The organism is Paenarthrobacter sp. NPDC057981 (genome assembly GCF_042886835.1).
Classification (GTDB): domain Bacteria; phylum Actinomycetota; class Actinomycetes; order Actinomycetales; family Micrococcaceae; genus Arthrobacter.
Window position 1 is genome coordinate 27,403 of record NZ_JBHVQI010000034.1, and the last position, 14,797, is coordinate 42,199.

The following is a 14,797-nucleotide window of genomic DNA, read 5'->3' on the forward strand; positions in this document are numbered from 1 at the left end:
GCCTTGCGAGGCCCGTTTTGCGCACTACAACCTCATTGCAGGGCCCACGCCGCCCGGGTTCCCTGGCTGAGCTTGCGAAGTCAGGGAGGCGGTGGGGACGCAAAGCGGGCCTCGCATTCGCATTTAACCCCAGTGCATCTCCCTGTGCGCGGCGGCCAGATCCTTGTAATGCGCGGCGTTGTGCTTCACGCCTTCGAATTCCTCGTCCGTGAGCTCACGGCGGACCTTCGCCGGTACTCCCGCCACCAAGGAGCGCGGCGGGATGACCGTGCCCTCAAGGACCACGGCGCCGGCCGCGATGAGCGAACCCGTTCCGATCACAGCACCGTTGAGGATCGTGGCGCTCATGCCGATCAGGCAGTCGTCCTCCACAGTGCACCCGTGCACTACTGCGCTGTGCCCCACAGAGACGCGCTCACCAACGGTGCAGGGGAAGCCGGGATCTGCGTGCAGGACAACGTTGTCCTGGAGATTGGACCCCGCGCCAACCTTGACGGCGGCGGTGTCGGCCCGGACGGAGACGCCGTAGAAGGCGCTGGAGTCCTGGGCCAGCGTGGCCTTCCCGATGATGGAGGCAGTTGGTGCCACGAAGGCGGTTTCATGGATGGCCGGGGTATCCCCGGCGAACGTGTAAGAGGGAGCCATGTGCCCCAGCATATTCCCAACCAGGGGACAGCAAATGTCGCTATGAGGGGTCAGTGGAGCGTTTGCTGTCCCCTGGTTGGGTGCAGGGGTTAGTTGAACACCACGGTGCGGGTGCCGTCCAAAAGCACCCGGTGTTCGGCGTGCCACTGGACAGCCTGGGCAAGGGTGCGGCCTTCTACGTCGCGGCCCATCTGGACGAACTGCGCTGCCGTGCGGGCGTGGTCCACCCGGATGACTTCCTGCTCGATGATCGGACCCTCGTCCAGGTCCGCGGTCACATAGTGCGCCGTGGCACCGATGATCTTCACGCCGCGCGCGTGCGCCTGGTGGTACGGCTTGGCGCCCTTGAACGAGGGGAGGAACGAGTGGTGGATGTTGATGGCCTTGCCGTTCAGCTCCGTGCAGAGATCGTTGGAGAGTACCTGCATGTAGCGGGCCAGGACGGTGAGCTCAACGTCATGCTCGGCAATGAGTTTCAGGAGTTCGGCCTCGGCCTGCGGCTTGGTGTCGGCAGTGACGGGGATGTGGTGGAACGGGATGCCGTAGAACTCCGCCAAGGGCTCGAGGTCGCGGTGGTTGGACACAATGGCCGGAACCTCGATGGGCAGGGTTCCGGCGCGCTGCTGGAACAACAGGTCGTTCAGGCAGTGGGCATCTTTGGAACACAGAATGATGGTGCGCACCTTTTCGCCGACGGGGTTGATCTGCCACGTCATGCCGAAGGTTTCGGCGACAGGCTGCAGGGCCGCCGTCAGTTCCGCCTGGGTGCTCGACGTCGTTGCCTCCACACGCATGAAGAAGTTGCCTGTGGTGGGGCTTCCGTATTGTTGCGAATCGGCGATGTTGCACCCCGCACCAAGGAGGGCGCCGGCAACGGCGTGGACGATGCCGGGACGGTCGGGGCAGGAAAGGGTCACAACAAAAGCGGTGGAGTCAGTCACACGAACAAGCCTACCGGTGCTGCCTTGTTGTACTGTTAACGGGTCGCAACTGGCGTTGGGTGGACTACCACCAGGGAGCGGCAATCACGAAGACCACGGATCGTACGCCTGGGCCGAGGGTCATGTCTTACCGTCGCACGCACGTGACCGATGCCTCCCGTCATCAACGGGACGCGGGAATGCTGCTGCCGGTAGCCTGACCTGTAGCACCACCCGTTGCCTAGCCAGGAGATCTCCGTGACTAACACCACCACTTCAGCGTCTGTCAGCAACCAGTCGCTCGCCGAACTCGACCCCGAGATCGCCGCAGTCCTCGACCAGGAGCTTGGCCGCCAGCGAGGCACCCTGGAAATGATTGCCTCCGAAAACTTCGCCCCCCGCGCCGTGATGGAAGCCCAAGGCTCCGTCCTGACCAACAAGTACGCCGAGGGTTACCCGGGCAAGCGCTACTACGGCGGCTGTGAATACGTCGACGTCGCTGAGCAGCTCGCGATCGACCGCGTCAAGGAACTGTTCGGCGCTGAGTACGCCAACGTCCAGCCGCACTCCGGTGCACAGGCCAACGCCGCAGCACTGTCCGCCATGATCACCCCGGGCGACAAGATCCTTGGCCTGTCCCTGGCACACGGTGGCCACCTCACTCACGGCATGAAGCTGAACTTCTCCGGCAAGCTCTACAACGTGGCCGCCTACCAGGTCGAAGAAGACAACTTCCGTATCGACATGGACAAGCTCCGCGAGCAGGCCATCGCCGAGAAGCCGCAGGTCATCATCGCCGGTTGGTCCGCGTACCCCCGCCACCTCGACTTCGCTGCCTTCCGCTCCATCGCGGACGAGGTTGGCGCCCTGCTCTGGACGGACATGGCCCACTTCGCCGGCCTGGTCGCAGCAGGCCTGCACCCGAGCCCGGTGCCGCACTCCGACGTCGTCACCTCCACCGTGCACAAGACCCTCGCAGGCCCGCGTTCAGGCGTCATCCTTGCGAAGGAGCAGTACGGCAAGAAGATCAACTCCAACGTCTTCCCGGGCCAGCAGGGTGGCCCGCTCATGCACGTCATCGCGGCCAAGGCTGTTGCCTTCAAGATCGCCGGCAGCGAAGAGTTCAAGGAGCGCCAGGAACGCGTCCTTGAAGGTGCCAAGATCATCGCCGACCGCCTGAACCAGTCCGACGTCGCCGACGCCGGCGTCTCGGTCCTCACCGGCGGCACCGACGTCCACCTGGTCCTGGTTGACCTGCGCAACTCGAAGCTGGACGGCCAGCAGGCCGAAGACCTCCTGCACTCCGTAGGAATCACGGTGAACCGCAACGCCGTTCCATTCGACCCCCGCCCGCCGATGGTCACCTCCGGCCTCCGCATCGGTACGCCTGCCCTGGCTACCCGCGGGTTCGGCGCCACCGAGTTCACCGAGGTTGCCGAGATCATCGCCACCGCCCTCGTAAAGGGCGCCACCGGCAGCGTCGATGCAGAAGCCCTCCAGGCCCGCGTCGACAAGCTGGCCGCTGACTTCCCGCTGTACCCGCAGCACGAGCAGTGGTAAACAGCCTGGCTAGCACCAAGAAGCAGTAAAAAGCACTACCCGGGCATTGAACCGGAGCAACGGGATCCGCCGCCACATCTACGGCGTCGGATCCCGTTGGCATGAGCCTCCCACAGTTCACCCACCAGAAAGAGCAGCTGGAATGACACAGTCCACCGCACAGATCCTTGACGGCAAGGCCACCGCCGCAGCCATCAAGGCAGAACTGACCGAACGCGTTTCCGTCCTGGCCGGCAAGGGCATTGTCCCGGGCCTGGGTACCATCCTGGTGGGTTCGGACCCCGGCAGCACCTGGTACGTCGGCGGCAAGCACAAGGACTGCGCCGAGGTCGGCATCCAGTCCATCCGCCGCGACCTGCCTGAGGACATCACCCAGGAAGAACTGCTCAAGGTTGTCCAGGAGCTCAACGAAAACCCTGAATGCACGGGCTACATCGTCCAGCTTCCGCTGCCCAAGCACATCGACCAGGACGTCATCCTTGAAGCCATGGATCCGGACAAGGATGCCGATGGCCTGCACCCGATGAACCTTGGCCGCCTGGTGGCCAACGTGAACGGCGAGATGAAGTCGCCGCTGCCCTGCACGCCCAAGGGCTGTGTGGAGCTGCTTCGGCGTCACAACATCGAACTTAAGGGCAAGCGCGTCCTGGTGGTCGGCCGAGGCGTCACCATCGGCCGCCCGATCGGCTTGCTGCTGACGCGAAAGGAAGTCAACGCCACGGTGATCCTGGCCCACACGGGAACCGTGGACCTGCCCGCGGAACTGAAGCAGGCCGACGTCGTCATTGCTGCCGCCGGCGTGCCGCACATGATCAAGGCTGGGGACCTCAAGCCGGGCGCCATCGTGCTCGACGTCGGTGTCAGCCGCGTGGACGACGGCAACGGCAAGGCTGTGGTCACCGGAGATGTGGACCCGGCCGCTGCCGACGTCGCCGCCTGGCTGTCCCCGAACCCGGGTGGCGTGGGTCCGATGACCCGCGCGATGCTCCTTGCCAACGTCGTGGAGAGCGCCGAGCGCCAGGCCGGCATCGCGTAGCTTTCTCCAAACCCCGGCAGGGCGCCTACTCCCCACGGAGTAGGCGCCCTGCTCCGTTAATCCGACGACTAACGGCATCACCGAAGCTAGGCTCTGTGTATGCAGCCCCGTTCCCGTGAGCCCAGGCGGCGTCCGGGGCCACAGCACTTCCCCGGCCCACGCCGTTTCCAAGGCCGCCGTTTCGCGGGTCCGCCCACAAGCTTTATCGTCATCACGGTGGCTTTTATCCAGATTGTGGGGACGCTGTTCTCCGCCGGCCATCAGGATGCGCCACGGCCGTTGGACGCGTTGGCGGTCCTGCTGCTGCTCGCCGGTCCAGCCGGCCTCGCGTTCCGGAAGCGCGAGCCGCGGGCGATGCTCCCTGTCGCGCTTGCCGCCACCGCCGCCTACTTGTTGCTGGGCTATGCCTGGGGGCCTATCGTCCTGTCCCTGGCGCTCGCCATCATCATGACGGCAGCCGCAGGCCTGCGCTGGCATGCCTGGACCGGTGCGGGAATCGCCGCTGCCGCCGTTATCGCGGCGGCCGCCCTGACCGGCGACGAAAACTGGCCGGTGCGTGCATCAGCCGGTGTGGCCTGGGCGGCGATCCTGGTGTTGATCGGACAGGGGATACGACGCCGGAGCGAACGGTTCGCCGAATATCGGCGCCGCCGGGAGGACGCACAAAAAGCCGAACGTGACGAGTACAGGCTCACGCTGGCCCGCGACATCCACGACGTCGTGGCCCACTCCTTGTCCATGATCAACGTGCAGGCTTCCGTGGCTTTGCATGTGGGCGCCGACGATCCAGAGAAGCTCAGGCCCGCCCTCGAAGCCATCAAGGCCGCCAGCAAGGAATCGCTCAACGAAGTCCGCCAACTCCTGGGCGTATTGCGTGAAGACATCCCACTGGCACCGGCCGCCAGGCCCACTCTGGACCGCATTCCCGAACTTGTGAAGAATGCGGGGCTCGGCGGTCTGCGGGTCATCCTGCAGGACGACTCCGACCCCCAGCTCGTGGGCCCCGCACAACAGGAAGCTGCCTACCGGATCGTCCAGGAAGCCCTCACCAACGTCGGACGGCACTCAGGTGCCCAATCCGCCGTCGTGCGCCTCGCCCCAGCCGCCGGTGCCCTGATGGTGACTATTGAGGACGACGGCGATGGCATGGGTGGCGCGCTACCCGGCAACGGACTCACGGGGATGCGGGAGAGGGTCGCCGCGTTGGGGGGCCGTCTCACCCTCGACGAGTTGGACCAGGGTCTGCGCGTCGAAGCGATCCTGCCGATGCAGCCCGAAGGGACCCGCCCATGATCCGCATCCTCCTGGCCGACGACCAAACCCTCATCAGGGCAGGCTTCCGCGCGCTCCTGGATGCTGAACCGGACATGGAAGTGGTGGGGGAAGCGGGCACCGGGCGCGATGCCGTCCGCCTCGCGAACCGGGACAGGCCCGACGTCATCCTCATGGACATCCGGATGCCGGACGAAGACGGCCTGGCTGCCACCCGAAGGATCCTCAGCGACCCCGCACTGGTGGGAACGCGGGTCATCATTCTCACCACCTTCGAACTGGACGAGTACATCGCGGAGGCCGTTCGTGCCGGCGCGGCAGGGTTCCTGGTCAAGGACACCGAACCGACCGAACTCATCCGGGCCGTCCGCGTGGTCCACGACGGTGACGCCCTGCTCTCGCCCTCCGTGACGCGGCGCATCATGGCCCAGCTCGCCTCACAGAGTCGCGCCGCAGGGAAGGTCATCCCGCTGGACCAGGTCACGGACCGCGAAAGGGAAGTCCTTGCGTTGGTGGGGGCAGGCCTGAACAACGCGGAGATCGCCGAACGGCTTTACATCACGCCCCTGACCGCCAAAACCCACGTATCCCGCATCATGACCAAGCTGATGGTCCGGGACCGCTCCCAGCTGGTGGTGCTGGCCTACGAGTCCGGACTGGTGAAACCCGGCTGGAGCAGCTGACCCACTCCCCGCGGAGTAGGCGGGCACCGCAAGGTGACTCCCGACGTCGGACGCCTTTCCGGCGGTGGCTGGACAGACTGGACCCAGAGCCGAAAGACGGTTCACGCCGCAACCGGCGGAGAGAGTTTGGACCACTGACATGTTCACAGCACTGACGTCAATCGTTGGCGAAACCACCACGCTGGGAAGCTCCCTTGCGCAGCTCCCGGCCGTCGTCGCCGCCCATGGTCCGTGGGGAGACGGTGTCGCCTGGCCGTTCTTCCTCTTGTTCCCGTTGTTTTGGATCATCGTGATCGGCTTGGTCATCTTCACCGCCCGCAGAACCTGGCGGCGTAATCACCAGTGGGCGGCAACGCAGGGAGCTGAGGGTGTGCTCCGCGAACGGTATGCCCGCGGAGAGATTGATGAGACCGAGTTCCGGCAGCGGCTGGAAGTGCTGCGCTCGCAGCCCTCGTCTTGAAGGTCCGGAATCAGTTCGTTGTCGCTGCAAACACACGACGGTAGAGCGCCGCTGCTGCGACGGCGCCGGCGATGGGAGCGACTATGAAGACCCAAAGCTGCCCGAGAGCCCAGCCATCGCCGTAGAGGGCCGTTGCGATGGAACGGGCCGGGTTCACTGAAGTGTTGGTCACGGGGATGCTGACCAGATGGATCAGCGTGAGGCTGAGGCCAATGGCAAGAGCAGCGAACCCTGGCGCAGCACGCCGGTCCGTGACGCCGAGGATGACCAGGACGAAGACCGCCGTCAGCACAAATTCGATGACCAGGGCCGAGACGAGGCCAAAGCCTCCGGGGGAGTGATCACCGAAACCATTGGAGGCGAAGCCACTGGCCCGGGCGGAAGTGAAGAAGCCGTTGGGACCCCCTGCCGCGATGGCGGCCAGCACGCTGGAGGCTGCCGCGCCGCCCACAACCTGGGCCACGATATATGCTGCGATGTCCTTGGCGGGAAACCGCCCGGCAACTGCCAGCCCGATGGTGACAGCCGGGTTGAAATGTCCACCGGAGACGTGGCCAAACGCGTAGGCGCCTGCAACGACGGTCAGACCGAACGCCAGTGATACGCCGAGAAACCCTACGCCCAACGTGTTCGCTGCATCCGGGAAGTTCGCTGCGAACAGGGCGGTGCCCACGCCACCAAAGACCAGGATGAAAGTACCAAGGGCCTCGGCTCCCAGCCTGGAAGTCAACGTCGGGCTAGTATCACGATCCGTGGGACGTGGGGTGGTTCGGGTATTTCGGCTGGCCATTCTTGTCCTTTCATCGCGGAGGCGTTTCGCTCCACATATGGACGGTCTGCCGAAACCCAGGTTCGTGACGCGGTTCAGCCCATCTTTTCCGGAACACGCGGCGCTCGCGGGGGCGACTATATTCAATAAATTTGCGGAATAGATCTTTCACATCTTCCCCGGCGCTACTAGTCTGCTGAGGGTGCACAATGAAGCAATCCGCTCTGCCTCGCCGGAATCACCACAAGCCAGCTTCGACATGAACCCACCTGCAGTCATCAGCGCACGCAACCTCACCAAGACCTACGGTGAGCTCACCGCTGTCGACAACATCTCCTTCGACGTCCCGGCGGGGGAGTCTTTCGGCCTGCTGGGACCCAACGGCGCCGGTAAGTCGACCACCATGAAAATGATCGGCGGCGTCTCCCAACGCACTTCCGGGTCGCTGAGCATCATGGGCCTGGACCCCGAGACGCACGGCCCCGAGGTCCGCGCGCATCTGGGCGTCGTTCCACAGCAGGACAACCTGGACGAAGAGCTCAAGGTCCGCGAGAACCTCATTGTCTATGGCCGGTACTTCGGGCTGCCCCTGAGCTACCTGCGGCCCAAGGCCGATGAGCTCCTGGAATTCGCCCAGCTGACGGACAAAGCCACCTCAAAGGTTGATGCGCTCTCCGGCGGCATGAAGCGACGGCTCACCATCGCCCGCTCGCTCATCAATGAACCCCGCATCCTGCTCCTGGACGAGCCCACCACCGGCCTGGACCCGCAAGCGCGCCACATTCTCTGGGACCGGCTGTTCAGGCTCAAGGAAAGCGGGGTCACGCTCATCCTCACTACGCACTACATGGACGAGGCCGAGCAGCTTTGCGACCGGCTCATCGTGGTGGACAAGGGCCGGATCATGGCCGAAGGCTCGCCGGCTGCATTGATCCGCGAGCATTCGTCGCGCGAAGTACTTGAGCTCAGGTTCGGTTCCGAGCGGAACGCGACCATCGGCGTCGAACTTCAAGGCATCGGCGAGCGTCTCGAGACGCTGCCCGACCGCGTGCTGATCTACGCGCACGATGGCGAGGCCGCACTGGAGCAGGTCACCGCCCGGGGGCTGCGGCCGCTGACGTCTCTGGTGCGCCGATCATCGCTGGAGGACGTGTTCCTGCGGCTGACGGGCAGGAGCCTCGTTGACTAGGGGGACCGTTGACTGACAAACCAATCACGACGGCGGTGCCCCCTTTGCGGGCGCACCCACCTGAGGTTTCGGCTGCCCGGGCGCGCCGTTGGGGCTCCTTCTTCTACGCCGAGCAAGTCCTCCGGGTCATGCGCAATTACGGCTGGTCCGTGATCCTGTACAGCGTTGGGCAGCCCGTGGCATATCTGTTCGCCATGGGTGTCGGCTTGGCCAGTTTGGTGGACGCCAACAGTGCGTCGGCCTTCGGCGGGGTGAGCTACCTGGAGTTCGTTGCGCCGGCGTTGCTGGTGTCCGCGGCGGTGATGACGGCGTCGGGAGAGTTTTCCTATCCTGTCATGGACGGATTCAAGTGGCGCCGCGTGTTTTACGGGCCGCATGCATCGCCGTTGACACCGCAGCAGATCGCCAGCGGACACATCATGGCCAGCACGCTGAGGTTCCTGCTGCAGTCGGTGGTCTACTTCGCGGTGGTGGCCATGTCCGGTGCATCGCCGGGTCCGTGGGGTTGGGTCTCTGCCATCGTCGCGACTGTTGCGGCACTTTCCTTCGGGTTGCCACTTATGGCCTATGCGGCGGGCATCACCCAGGACAAGGGGCAGTTCGCGTTGGTTCAGCGGTTCATCGTGATGCCCTTGTTCCTCTTCTCCGGAACGTTCTTCCCCTTGGATACCTTGCCGATTGCCGTGCGCTGGATCGGCTGGATCTCTCCGGTGTGGCACGGCACGGAGCTGGGCAGGGTGTTCACCTACGGGATGGACGAGAACCCGCTGCTGACCATCACCCACGCAGTGTTCCTGCTGGCGTCAGCCGCCGTGGGCTGGGTGCTGGTCCGCCGCCAATTCGTCAAAAGGATGGGCTCATGAGCGTCCTGACAGGCGGGCACAGCGCCACCGATCTTGCCAGGGAACGGAAGTTCGGTTCCCTGTACTCCCGCAACGCCCGGGCCGTGGTGGGGCGCGGCCTGATGGCGGCGAAATCGAGCACCTGGCTGGTCCTGGTGTCCGGCTTTTTCGAGCCCGTGCTCTTCCTGCTGGCCATGGGGGTGGGTATGGGCTCGATCGTGGGTACCGTGCAAGGGCCGGGAGGTGCGGAGATCAGCTACGCCGCCTACATCGCCCCTGCACTCCTGGCGGTTTCGGCGATGAACGGCGCCATCTACGACTCCACGTGGAACGTCTTCTTCAAGATGAACTTTGCCAAGCTGTATCAGGGGATGCTCTACACCTCCCTTGGCCCGTTGGACGTTGCCATCGGGGAAATTTTCCTGGCGTTGCTGCGCGGTCTTCTCTATGCCACGGGGTTCACGGCGGTCATGGGTGTGATGGGGCTGCTCACCAGTTGGTGGGCCATCCTGGTGATTCCAGCGTCGGTGTTGATCGCTTTCGGCTTCGCCAGCTTCGGCATGGGCATCACCAGCTTCATGAAGACCTTCCAGCAGATGGACTGGATCAACTTCTTCCTCCTGCCCATGTTCCTGTTCAGCGCCACGTTCTATCCGCTGAGTGTCTACCCGCAGCCGATCCAGTGGTTCATCCAGGCCATGCCCCTGTGGCACGGAGTGGAGCTTCTGCGGCAGATCAGTGTGGGTGTCTTCACCCCTGCCACCGCCATCCACGTGGGCTATTACCTGGTGATGATCGCCCTGGGAATCATGCTCACCACGGGAAGGCTGCGCCGACTCTTCCTCAAATGATGGAGTTTTTGTACAGCTAACGCGCTTATGCGGGCCTTTTAGGCGCATTAGGTGTACAAAAACCCGCGTGTTCGCCGTCCGTGGAAGCGTCCGGGGCACCTTTGTGCGTTTGAGAGAATGGGTTCATGCAATCTCTCGGTGACCCGCACCCGTCCACGTCCGCCGCCGGCAAAGGCATGTTCAAGGGCTTCCGCATCGGTGGCCTGGGGATGACGGTCGTCATCATCGCCTTCCTGGTAGCCGTTATCTTTGCGGCCAACCAGAACGACGTCGTCGGTTGGGTTGTGGCGGTGGTGGCCTTCGGTTGGCTGGCCTTGGCCACCTTCGTGGTCCTGAGCATCCGCAGGGCAGCCCAGCGGGCGGGCGCAAAGCTGACCGAAGCGCACAATGCGTTCAACGCAGCAGCCGGCCGCGCGCCATCGTCGAACGTCGCTGACAACGGCGGCACCCGTGTGGTCGCCGAGCGAAGCCAGGCAGACGAGGTCCGGGACCTCAAACTGGACCACTCCTTCAAGATCGTCCAGGTCCAGGTACGTGTCGTGGATGAGGAGCGCGCCAAGGGTGCCGCCGCGAACCAGGACACCATCGACCGCGCACTGGAAACCATCGCCATTACGGCCACCAATGCCAGGGATATGATCAAGTCTTCCGGCGGCTCCGACGAGCCCGTGGCCGGCACCATCATCGACTAGAGTAGAGCGGGTGAGTACGGCATTGAAGAAGGACTTCCTTCGCATCGCATCAGTCAACGTCAATGGCCTCAGGGCTGCCTACAAGAACGGCATGGCGGAATGGCTGGAGCCGCGCGGGGTCGACATTCTTTGCCTGCAGGAAGTCCGCGCACCTGACGACATCGTCAGGAAGCTGATCGGCGAGGGCTGGCACATCCTCCACACCGAAGCTGAAGCAAAGGGCCGCGCAGGCGTGGCCATTGCTTCCCGTGAGGAACCCACGGCAACCCGCGTGGGCATTGGCGATTCCTACTTCGATACCTCAGGGCGCTGGGTTGAAGCCGACTTTAACGTCAAGAACGCGGCGGGGGAGTCCTCCACGCTGTCGGTGGTCAGCGCGTACGTGCACTCCGGCGAAGTCGGCACCCAGAAGCAGGATGACAAGTTCCGCTTCCTCGACGCCATGATCACCCGGCTTCCTGAGCTCGCCAAGCACAGCGATCATGCTTTGGTGGTTGGCGATCTCAACGTCGGGCACACAGAACTCGATATCAAGAACTGGAAGGGCAACGTCAAGCGTGCCGGCTTCCTCCCGGAGGAGCGGGCCTATTTCGACCGCTTCCTCGGCGAAGAAATCGGATGGAGGGATGTCCACAGGGGCCTGGCAGGAAATGTCGCCGGCCCCTACACCTGGTGGTCCCAGCGCGGTAAGGCCTTTGACACTGACACTGGCTGGCGCATCGACTACCACCTGGCCACCCCGGACCTCGCGGCAGCTGCTTTATCCGCTGTGGTTGACCGGGCGCCTTCGTGGGACACCCGCTTTTCTGACCACGCACCGCTGGTAGTCGACTACCGGCTCCAAGTTCCCTAAGGTATTCCTCCATGACAAGCTCCACCACTGAAACCGCCACGTCTGCCGGCACATCCACCAAGCTGGCCGTCGGCGCCAAGCACAGGGTGCTCTCCGGCATGCAGCCCTCCGCTGACTCGCTGCACCTCGGCAACTACCTCGGCGCCTTGGTCAACTGGGTCCGTATGCAGGACGAGTACGACGCCGTCTTCTTCATCCCGGACCTGCACGCCATCACGGTGCCGCAGGATCCAGCGGAGCTCGCCCGGCGTACCAGGGTCACTGCCGCCCAGTACATCGCTGGTGGGGTTGACGTGGAGAAGTGCACCTTGTTCGTCCAGTCCCAGGTGCCGGAGCATGCCCAGTTGGCGTGGGTCCTGAACTGCATCACAGGCATGGGCGAGGCCGCCCGCATGACCCAGTTCAAGGACAAAGCCCAAAAGCAGGGGTCGGACCACGCCAGCGTTGGCTTGTTCACGTACCCGATCCTGCAGGCTGCGGATATCCTCCTGTACCAGCCGCACGGTGTACCGGTGGGCGAGGACCAGCGACAGCATGTGGAGCTGAGCCGGGACCTGGCCAACCGCTTCAACAGCCGGTTCGGGGAGACGTTCCAGGTACCTGAGGCCTTCATCCAGAAGGAATCGGCCAAGATCTACGACCTCCAGAACCCCACAGCCAAGATGTCCAAGTCCGCGGAATCACCGGCCGGTCTCATCAACCTGTTGGACGACCCCAAGACTGTGGCCAAGCGCATCAAGTCCGCCGTCACGGACACCGAAACCGAGATCCGCTACGACCGTGAGAACAAGCCAGGCGTATCCAACCTGCTGACCATCTACTCGGCCATCAGTGGTACTCCGGTGGAGAAGATTGTGGCGGACTACCAGGGCAAGATGTACGGACACCTGAAGGTGGACCTGGCCGAGCTTGTCTCCGGCCACCTGGCACCTATCCGTGAGCGGGCGAACGAACTCCTGGCCGATCCCGCGGAACTGGACCGGCTCCTGGCACACGGTGCAGACAAGGCACGGGAAATCGCCTCTGCCACGCTCGCTGACGTCTACTCCAAGGTTGGCTTCCTGCCCTACCGCGGGGCCCTCGGGAACCAGGGAGCCCTCTAAGTCCATGTGCGCCGCTGGCCAGCTCAACGTCAAGACCGACACCCGCAAGGGTGTGGGCCCTGACGACTCCCGCCAGCCCGCTGTCACCGGCGCTGATTGCGGCGCCGGTGACGCCATGTGTGTGGGAGTGATCCTGGGTTTCCCGCCCGAGGTAGCCCGTGAGCTCCAGGAATGGCGGGCTTCCTTCGGGGACCCGATGGCTGATGTCATTCCCGCCCACATCACGTTGATCACCACCACTCCTACCCAGGACTGGGCGGCTACCCGTGAACACGTGAGGGAAGTAGCCCGCAACCAGGAGCCCTTCCACATCACGATTTCCGGCACGGGATCCTTCCGGCCCGTCTCGCCCGTGGTGTTCGTAAATGTCGAAGAAGGCTTTGAGGAGTGCGTGCAATTGCACGAGAAACTCCAGAGCGGCCCCCTCGAACGGACACTTCCTTTTCCGTACCACCCGCACGTGACCGTGGCGCACGACGTCGCCCAGGAAAATCTTGATGAGGCCGAAACGGTCCTCAGAGATTACCGAGCCACCTTCCCTGTGGTTAGCATGGGACTTTACGAGCACGACACCAATGGAATTTGGCAGCTACGGGAAGAGCTCGACTTTGGCGGCGATACTGACGAAGAACAGCAAGCGGATTCAGGCCGCGGAGGCAGACGCTCCTCCACTGCCAACTGAACTGGCGAAACTCAAGCTTGAGCTGCTCCGGAAGCGGCAGGACTGGGGTCATGCCAAGCGCGCCGGGGAAGGTCCGCTGAAGAAAGCCGGTGCTTTCTTCGCGCTCTTCATGGCACGGTTGAACACCAACCGGGTCATGCGCTCGTTCCAGCACTACACGCGCCAACACGGGCCCCTGCTGAGTGCCGGCATCGGCTTCAACATGTTTTTCTCCGTAACAGGTCTTCTCACCACGGGCTTCGCCATCGCCGGCATTGTCTTGGGCGGCAACCCGATACTGGAGGACGCAGTCATCCGAAGCGTGGCCTCCGCGGCGCCGGGCTTGCTGCAGGTCAATGGCGGCGAGGGCCTGGTGGATCCCCAATCGCTGCTCAATCCCTCGGGCCTGGGCTGGACTGCAGTCATCGCTGCTGCCGTCACCATCTTCACCTCCCTCGGCTGGATCGCCAGTGTCAGGGAAGGCTTGCGTGGCGTCATGAACGACGGCCCTTTGGTGCGCAACGCCATCCTCCAGAAGCTCATCGATGCCGGCACCCTGCTGCTCCTCGGCGTGATCCTGGTGGTCAGTGCCGGTGCCTCCCTGATCTTTGGAACAGCGGCGGATTGGTTTTTCCAGCTGCTGCATCTTGACGAGAATGTTGCCGCCCCCATCGCCGCGGTCATCAAAATTGCGGTTCCGCTGTTGCTGAACTGCGCGACGGCGGCAGTGCTGTTCCGCGTCGCCGGTGGCCTCTCGTTGACCCGGCGAGCGTTCCTTGAAGGAGTAGTGCTGGCAGGAGTAGGCACCACCATTCTGCAGTTCTTCAGTACTGAACTTCTTGCCCGCTCCGGCAACAATCCCGTCCTGGCATCGTTCGCCATCATCATTGGCCTGCTGATCTGGTTCAACCTGGTGAGCCAGGTGTACCTGGTTTCGGCATCGTGGTCGGCTGTTCGTGAGGCGGATACGGAATCGGGGGAGAATCCACGGAAGAAGGTCCTCGGTTCGCGTCGTGTAGTGCCGCGTACCTGAGCCACCATTGGAGGCAGAATGAACAATCAGCTGTGGATTTCCTGCCTCCTGGGTGCTGCTGTGGGGCTCATCGTAGGGCAGTTGATCTTCAACTCTCCCTTTCTGGGAATCCTTCTGGGCGTTGGTCTTGGTGCCCTCGTGGGCGCGGCAGTGGGCCCCCGCCGTCGTTGACAAGAGCAACGCGGGGTCACTTATGGCCCATGATCCACCCCAGGATGGGCCATAAGC

Annotated in this window: 17 protein-coding genes; 14 read left to right on the plus strand and 3 right to left on the minus strand. The window is 63.8% G+C overall.

Annotated features, from left to right (window positions below; translation table 11 throughout):
• Positions 1–123: 123 nt before the first annotated feature.
• Both ACFVSI_RS20520 and purU read right to left on the minus strand, forming a co-directional pair.
• Positions 124–645: a gamma carbonic anhydrase family protein gene (locus tag ACFVSI_RS20520; protein WP_387827863.1), complete on the minus strand. Its 522-nt coding sequence runs from the start codon at positions 643–645 to the stop codon at positions 124–126.
• A gap of 89 nt (positions 646–734) precedes the next feature.
• Positions 735–1,586, minus strand: a complete 852-nt coding sequence (gene purU, locus ACFVSI_RS20525) for a formyltetrahydrofolate deformylase (RefSeq protein WP_387827866.1) — start codon at positions 1,584–1,586, stop codon at positions 735–737.
• A 237-nt stretch (positions 1,587–1,823) separates the two neighbouring features.
• Between purU and glyA the strand changes: the two genes are divergently transcribed.
• The 5 genes from glyA (at position 1,824) to ACFVSI_RS20550 (ending at position 6,576) form a co-directional block, all read left to right on the plus strand.
• Positions 1,824–3,125 carry a serine hydroxymethyltransferase gene (glyA, locus tag ACFVSI_RS20530; RefSeq protein ID WP_387827869.1) on the plus strand — a complete coding sequence of 434 codons (1,302 nt, stop codon included), beginning with the start codon at positions 1,824–1,826 and terminating at the stop codon, positions 3,123–3,125.
• Between the two features lie 142 nt (positions 3,126–3,267).
• Positions 3,268–4,161 carry a bifunctional methylenetetrahydrofolate dehydrogenase/methenyltetrahydrofolate cyclohydrolase gene (locus ACFVSI_RS20535; protein WP_387827872.1) on the plus strand — a complete coding sequence of 298 codons (894 nt, stop codon included), beginning with the start codon at positions 3,268–3,270 and terminating at the stop codon, positions 4,159–4,161.
• Positions 4,162–4,377: 216 nt separating this feature from the next.
• On the plus strand, positions 4,378–5,454 hold the full coding sequence (locus ACFVSI_RS20540) for a sensor histidine kinase (RefSeq protein WP_387827875.1): 1,077 nt from the start codon (positions 4,378–4,380) through the stop codon (positions 5,452–5,454).
• Positions 5,451–6,116: a response regulator gene (locus tag ACFVSI_RS20545; RefSeq protein ID WP_387827878.1), complete on the plus strand. Its 666-nt coding sequence runs from the start codon at positions 5,451–5,453 to the stop codon at positions 6,114–6,116. Before ACFVSI_RS20540 ends, ACFVSI_RS20545 begins: the two co-directional genes overlap by 4 nt.
• 139 nt (positions 6,117–6,255) lie before the next feature.
• Positions 6,256–6,576 carry an SHOCT domain-containing protein gene (locus ACFVSI_RS20550; RefSeq protein ID WP_387827881.1) on the plus strand — a complete coding sequence of 107 codons (321 nt, stop codon included), beginning with the start codon at positions 6,256–6,258 and terminating at the stop codon, positions 6,574–6,576.
• Between the two features lie 10 nt (positions 6,577–6,586).
• Here ACFVSI_RS20550 and aqpZ read toward each other — a convergent pair whose 3' ends face one another.
• The gene (gene aqpZ, locus ACFVSI_RS20555; RefSeq protein ID WP_387827884.1) at positions 6,587–7,366 is read right to left on the minus strand and encodes an aquaporin Z; all 780 of its coding nucleotides are present in this window, start codon (positions 7,364–7,366) and stop codon (positions 6,587–6,589) included.
• A 238-nt stretch (positions 7,367–7,604) separates the two neighbouring features.
• Between aqpZ and ACFVSI_RS20560 the strand changes: the two genes are divergently transcribed.
• From ACFVSI_RS20560 to ACFVSI_RS20600, 9 genes are all read left to right on the plus strand, one after another.
• On the plus strand, positions 7,605–8,534 hold the full coding sequence (locus ACFVSI_RS20560) for an ABC transporter ATP-binding protein (protein ID WP_387827902.1): 930 nt from the start codon (positions 7,605–7,607) through the stop codon (positions 8,532–8,534).
• An 8-nt stretch (positions 8,535–8,542) separates the two neighbouring features.
• A complete protein-coding gene (locus ACFVSI_RS20565; RefSeq protein WP_387827887.1) occupies positions 8,543–9,397 on the plus strand; it encodes an ABC transporter permease in 855 nt (284 codons plus the stop codon).
• Positions 9,394–10,227: an ABC transporter permease gene (locus ACFVSI_RS20570; RefSeq protein ID WP_262277770.1), complete on the plus strand. Its 834-nt coding sequence runs from the start codon at positions 9,394–9,396 to the stop codon at positions 10,225–10,227. The genes ACFVSI_RS20565 and ACFVSI_RS20570 overlap by 4 nt, the downstream gene beginning before the upstream one ends.
• A 125-nt stretch (positions 10,228–10,352) precedes the next feature.
• Entirely contained in the window at positions 10,353–10,919 is a 567-nt protein-coding gene (locus tag ACFVSI_RS20575; protein WP_387827890.1) for a hypothetical protein, read from the plus strand.
• 10 nt (positions 10,920–10,929) lie between these two features.
• Complete coding sequence (locus ACFVSI_RS20580; protein WP_387827893.1) at positions 10,930–11,772, plus strand: exodeoxyribonuclease III; 843 nt, start codon at positions 10,930–10,932, stop codon at positions 11,770–11,772.
• Positions 11,773–11,783: 11 nt separating this feature from the next.
• A complete protein-coding gene (trpS, locus tag ACFVSI_RS20585) occupies positions 11,784–12,875 on the plus strand; it encodes a tryptophan--tRNA ligase (protein WP_387827896.1) in 1,092 nt (363 codons plus the stop codon).
• A 4-nt stretch (positions 12,876–12,879) separates the two neighbouring features.
• Positions 12,880–13,557 (plus strand): 2'-5' RNA ligase family protein, encoded by a 678-nt coding sequence (locus ACFVSI_RS20590; protein WP_144662363.1) that lies wholly within the window; start codon positions 12,880–12,882, stop codon positions 13,555–13,557.
• Positions 13,484–14,569: a YihY/virulence factor BrkB family protein gene (locus ACFVSI_RS20595; RefSeq protein ID WP_387827899.1), complete on the plus strand. Its 1,086-nt coding sequence runs from the start codon at positions 13,484–13,486 to the stop codon at positions 14,567–14,569. Before ACFVSI_RS20590 ends, ACFVSI_RS20595 begins: the two co-directional genes overlap by 74 nt.
• Positions 14,570–14,587: 18 nt before the next feature.
• On the plus strand, positions 14,588–14,740 hold the full coding sequence (locus ACFVSI_RS20600) for a hypothetical protein (RefSeq protein WP_262277776.1): 153 nt from the start codon (positions 14,588–14,590) through the stop codon (positions 14,738–14,740).
• Positions 14,741–14,797: the final 57 nt, after the last annotated feature.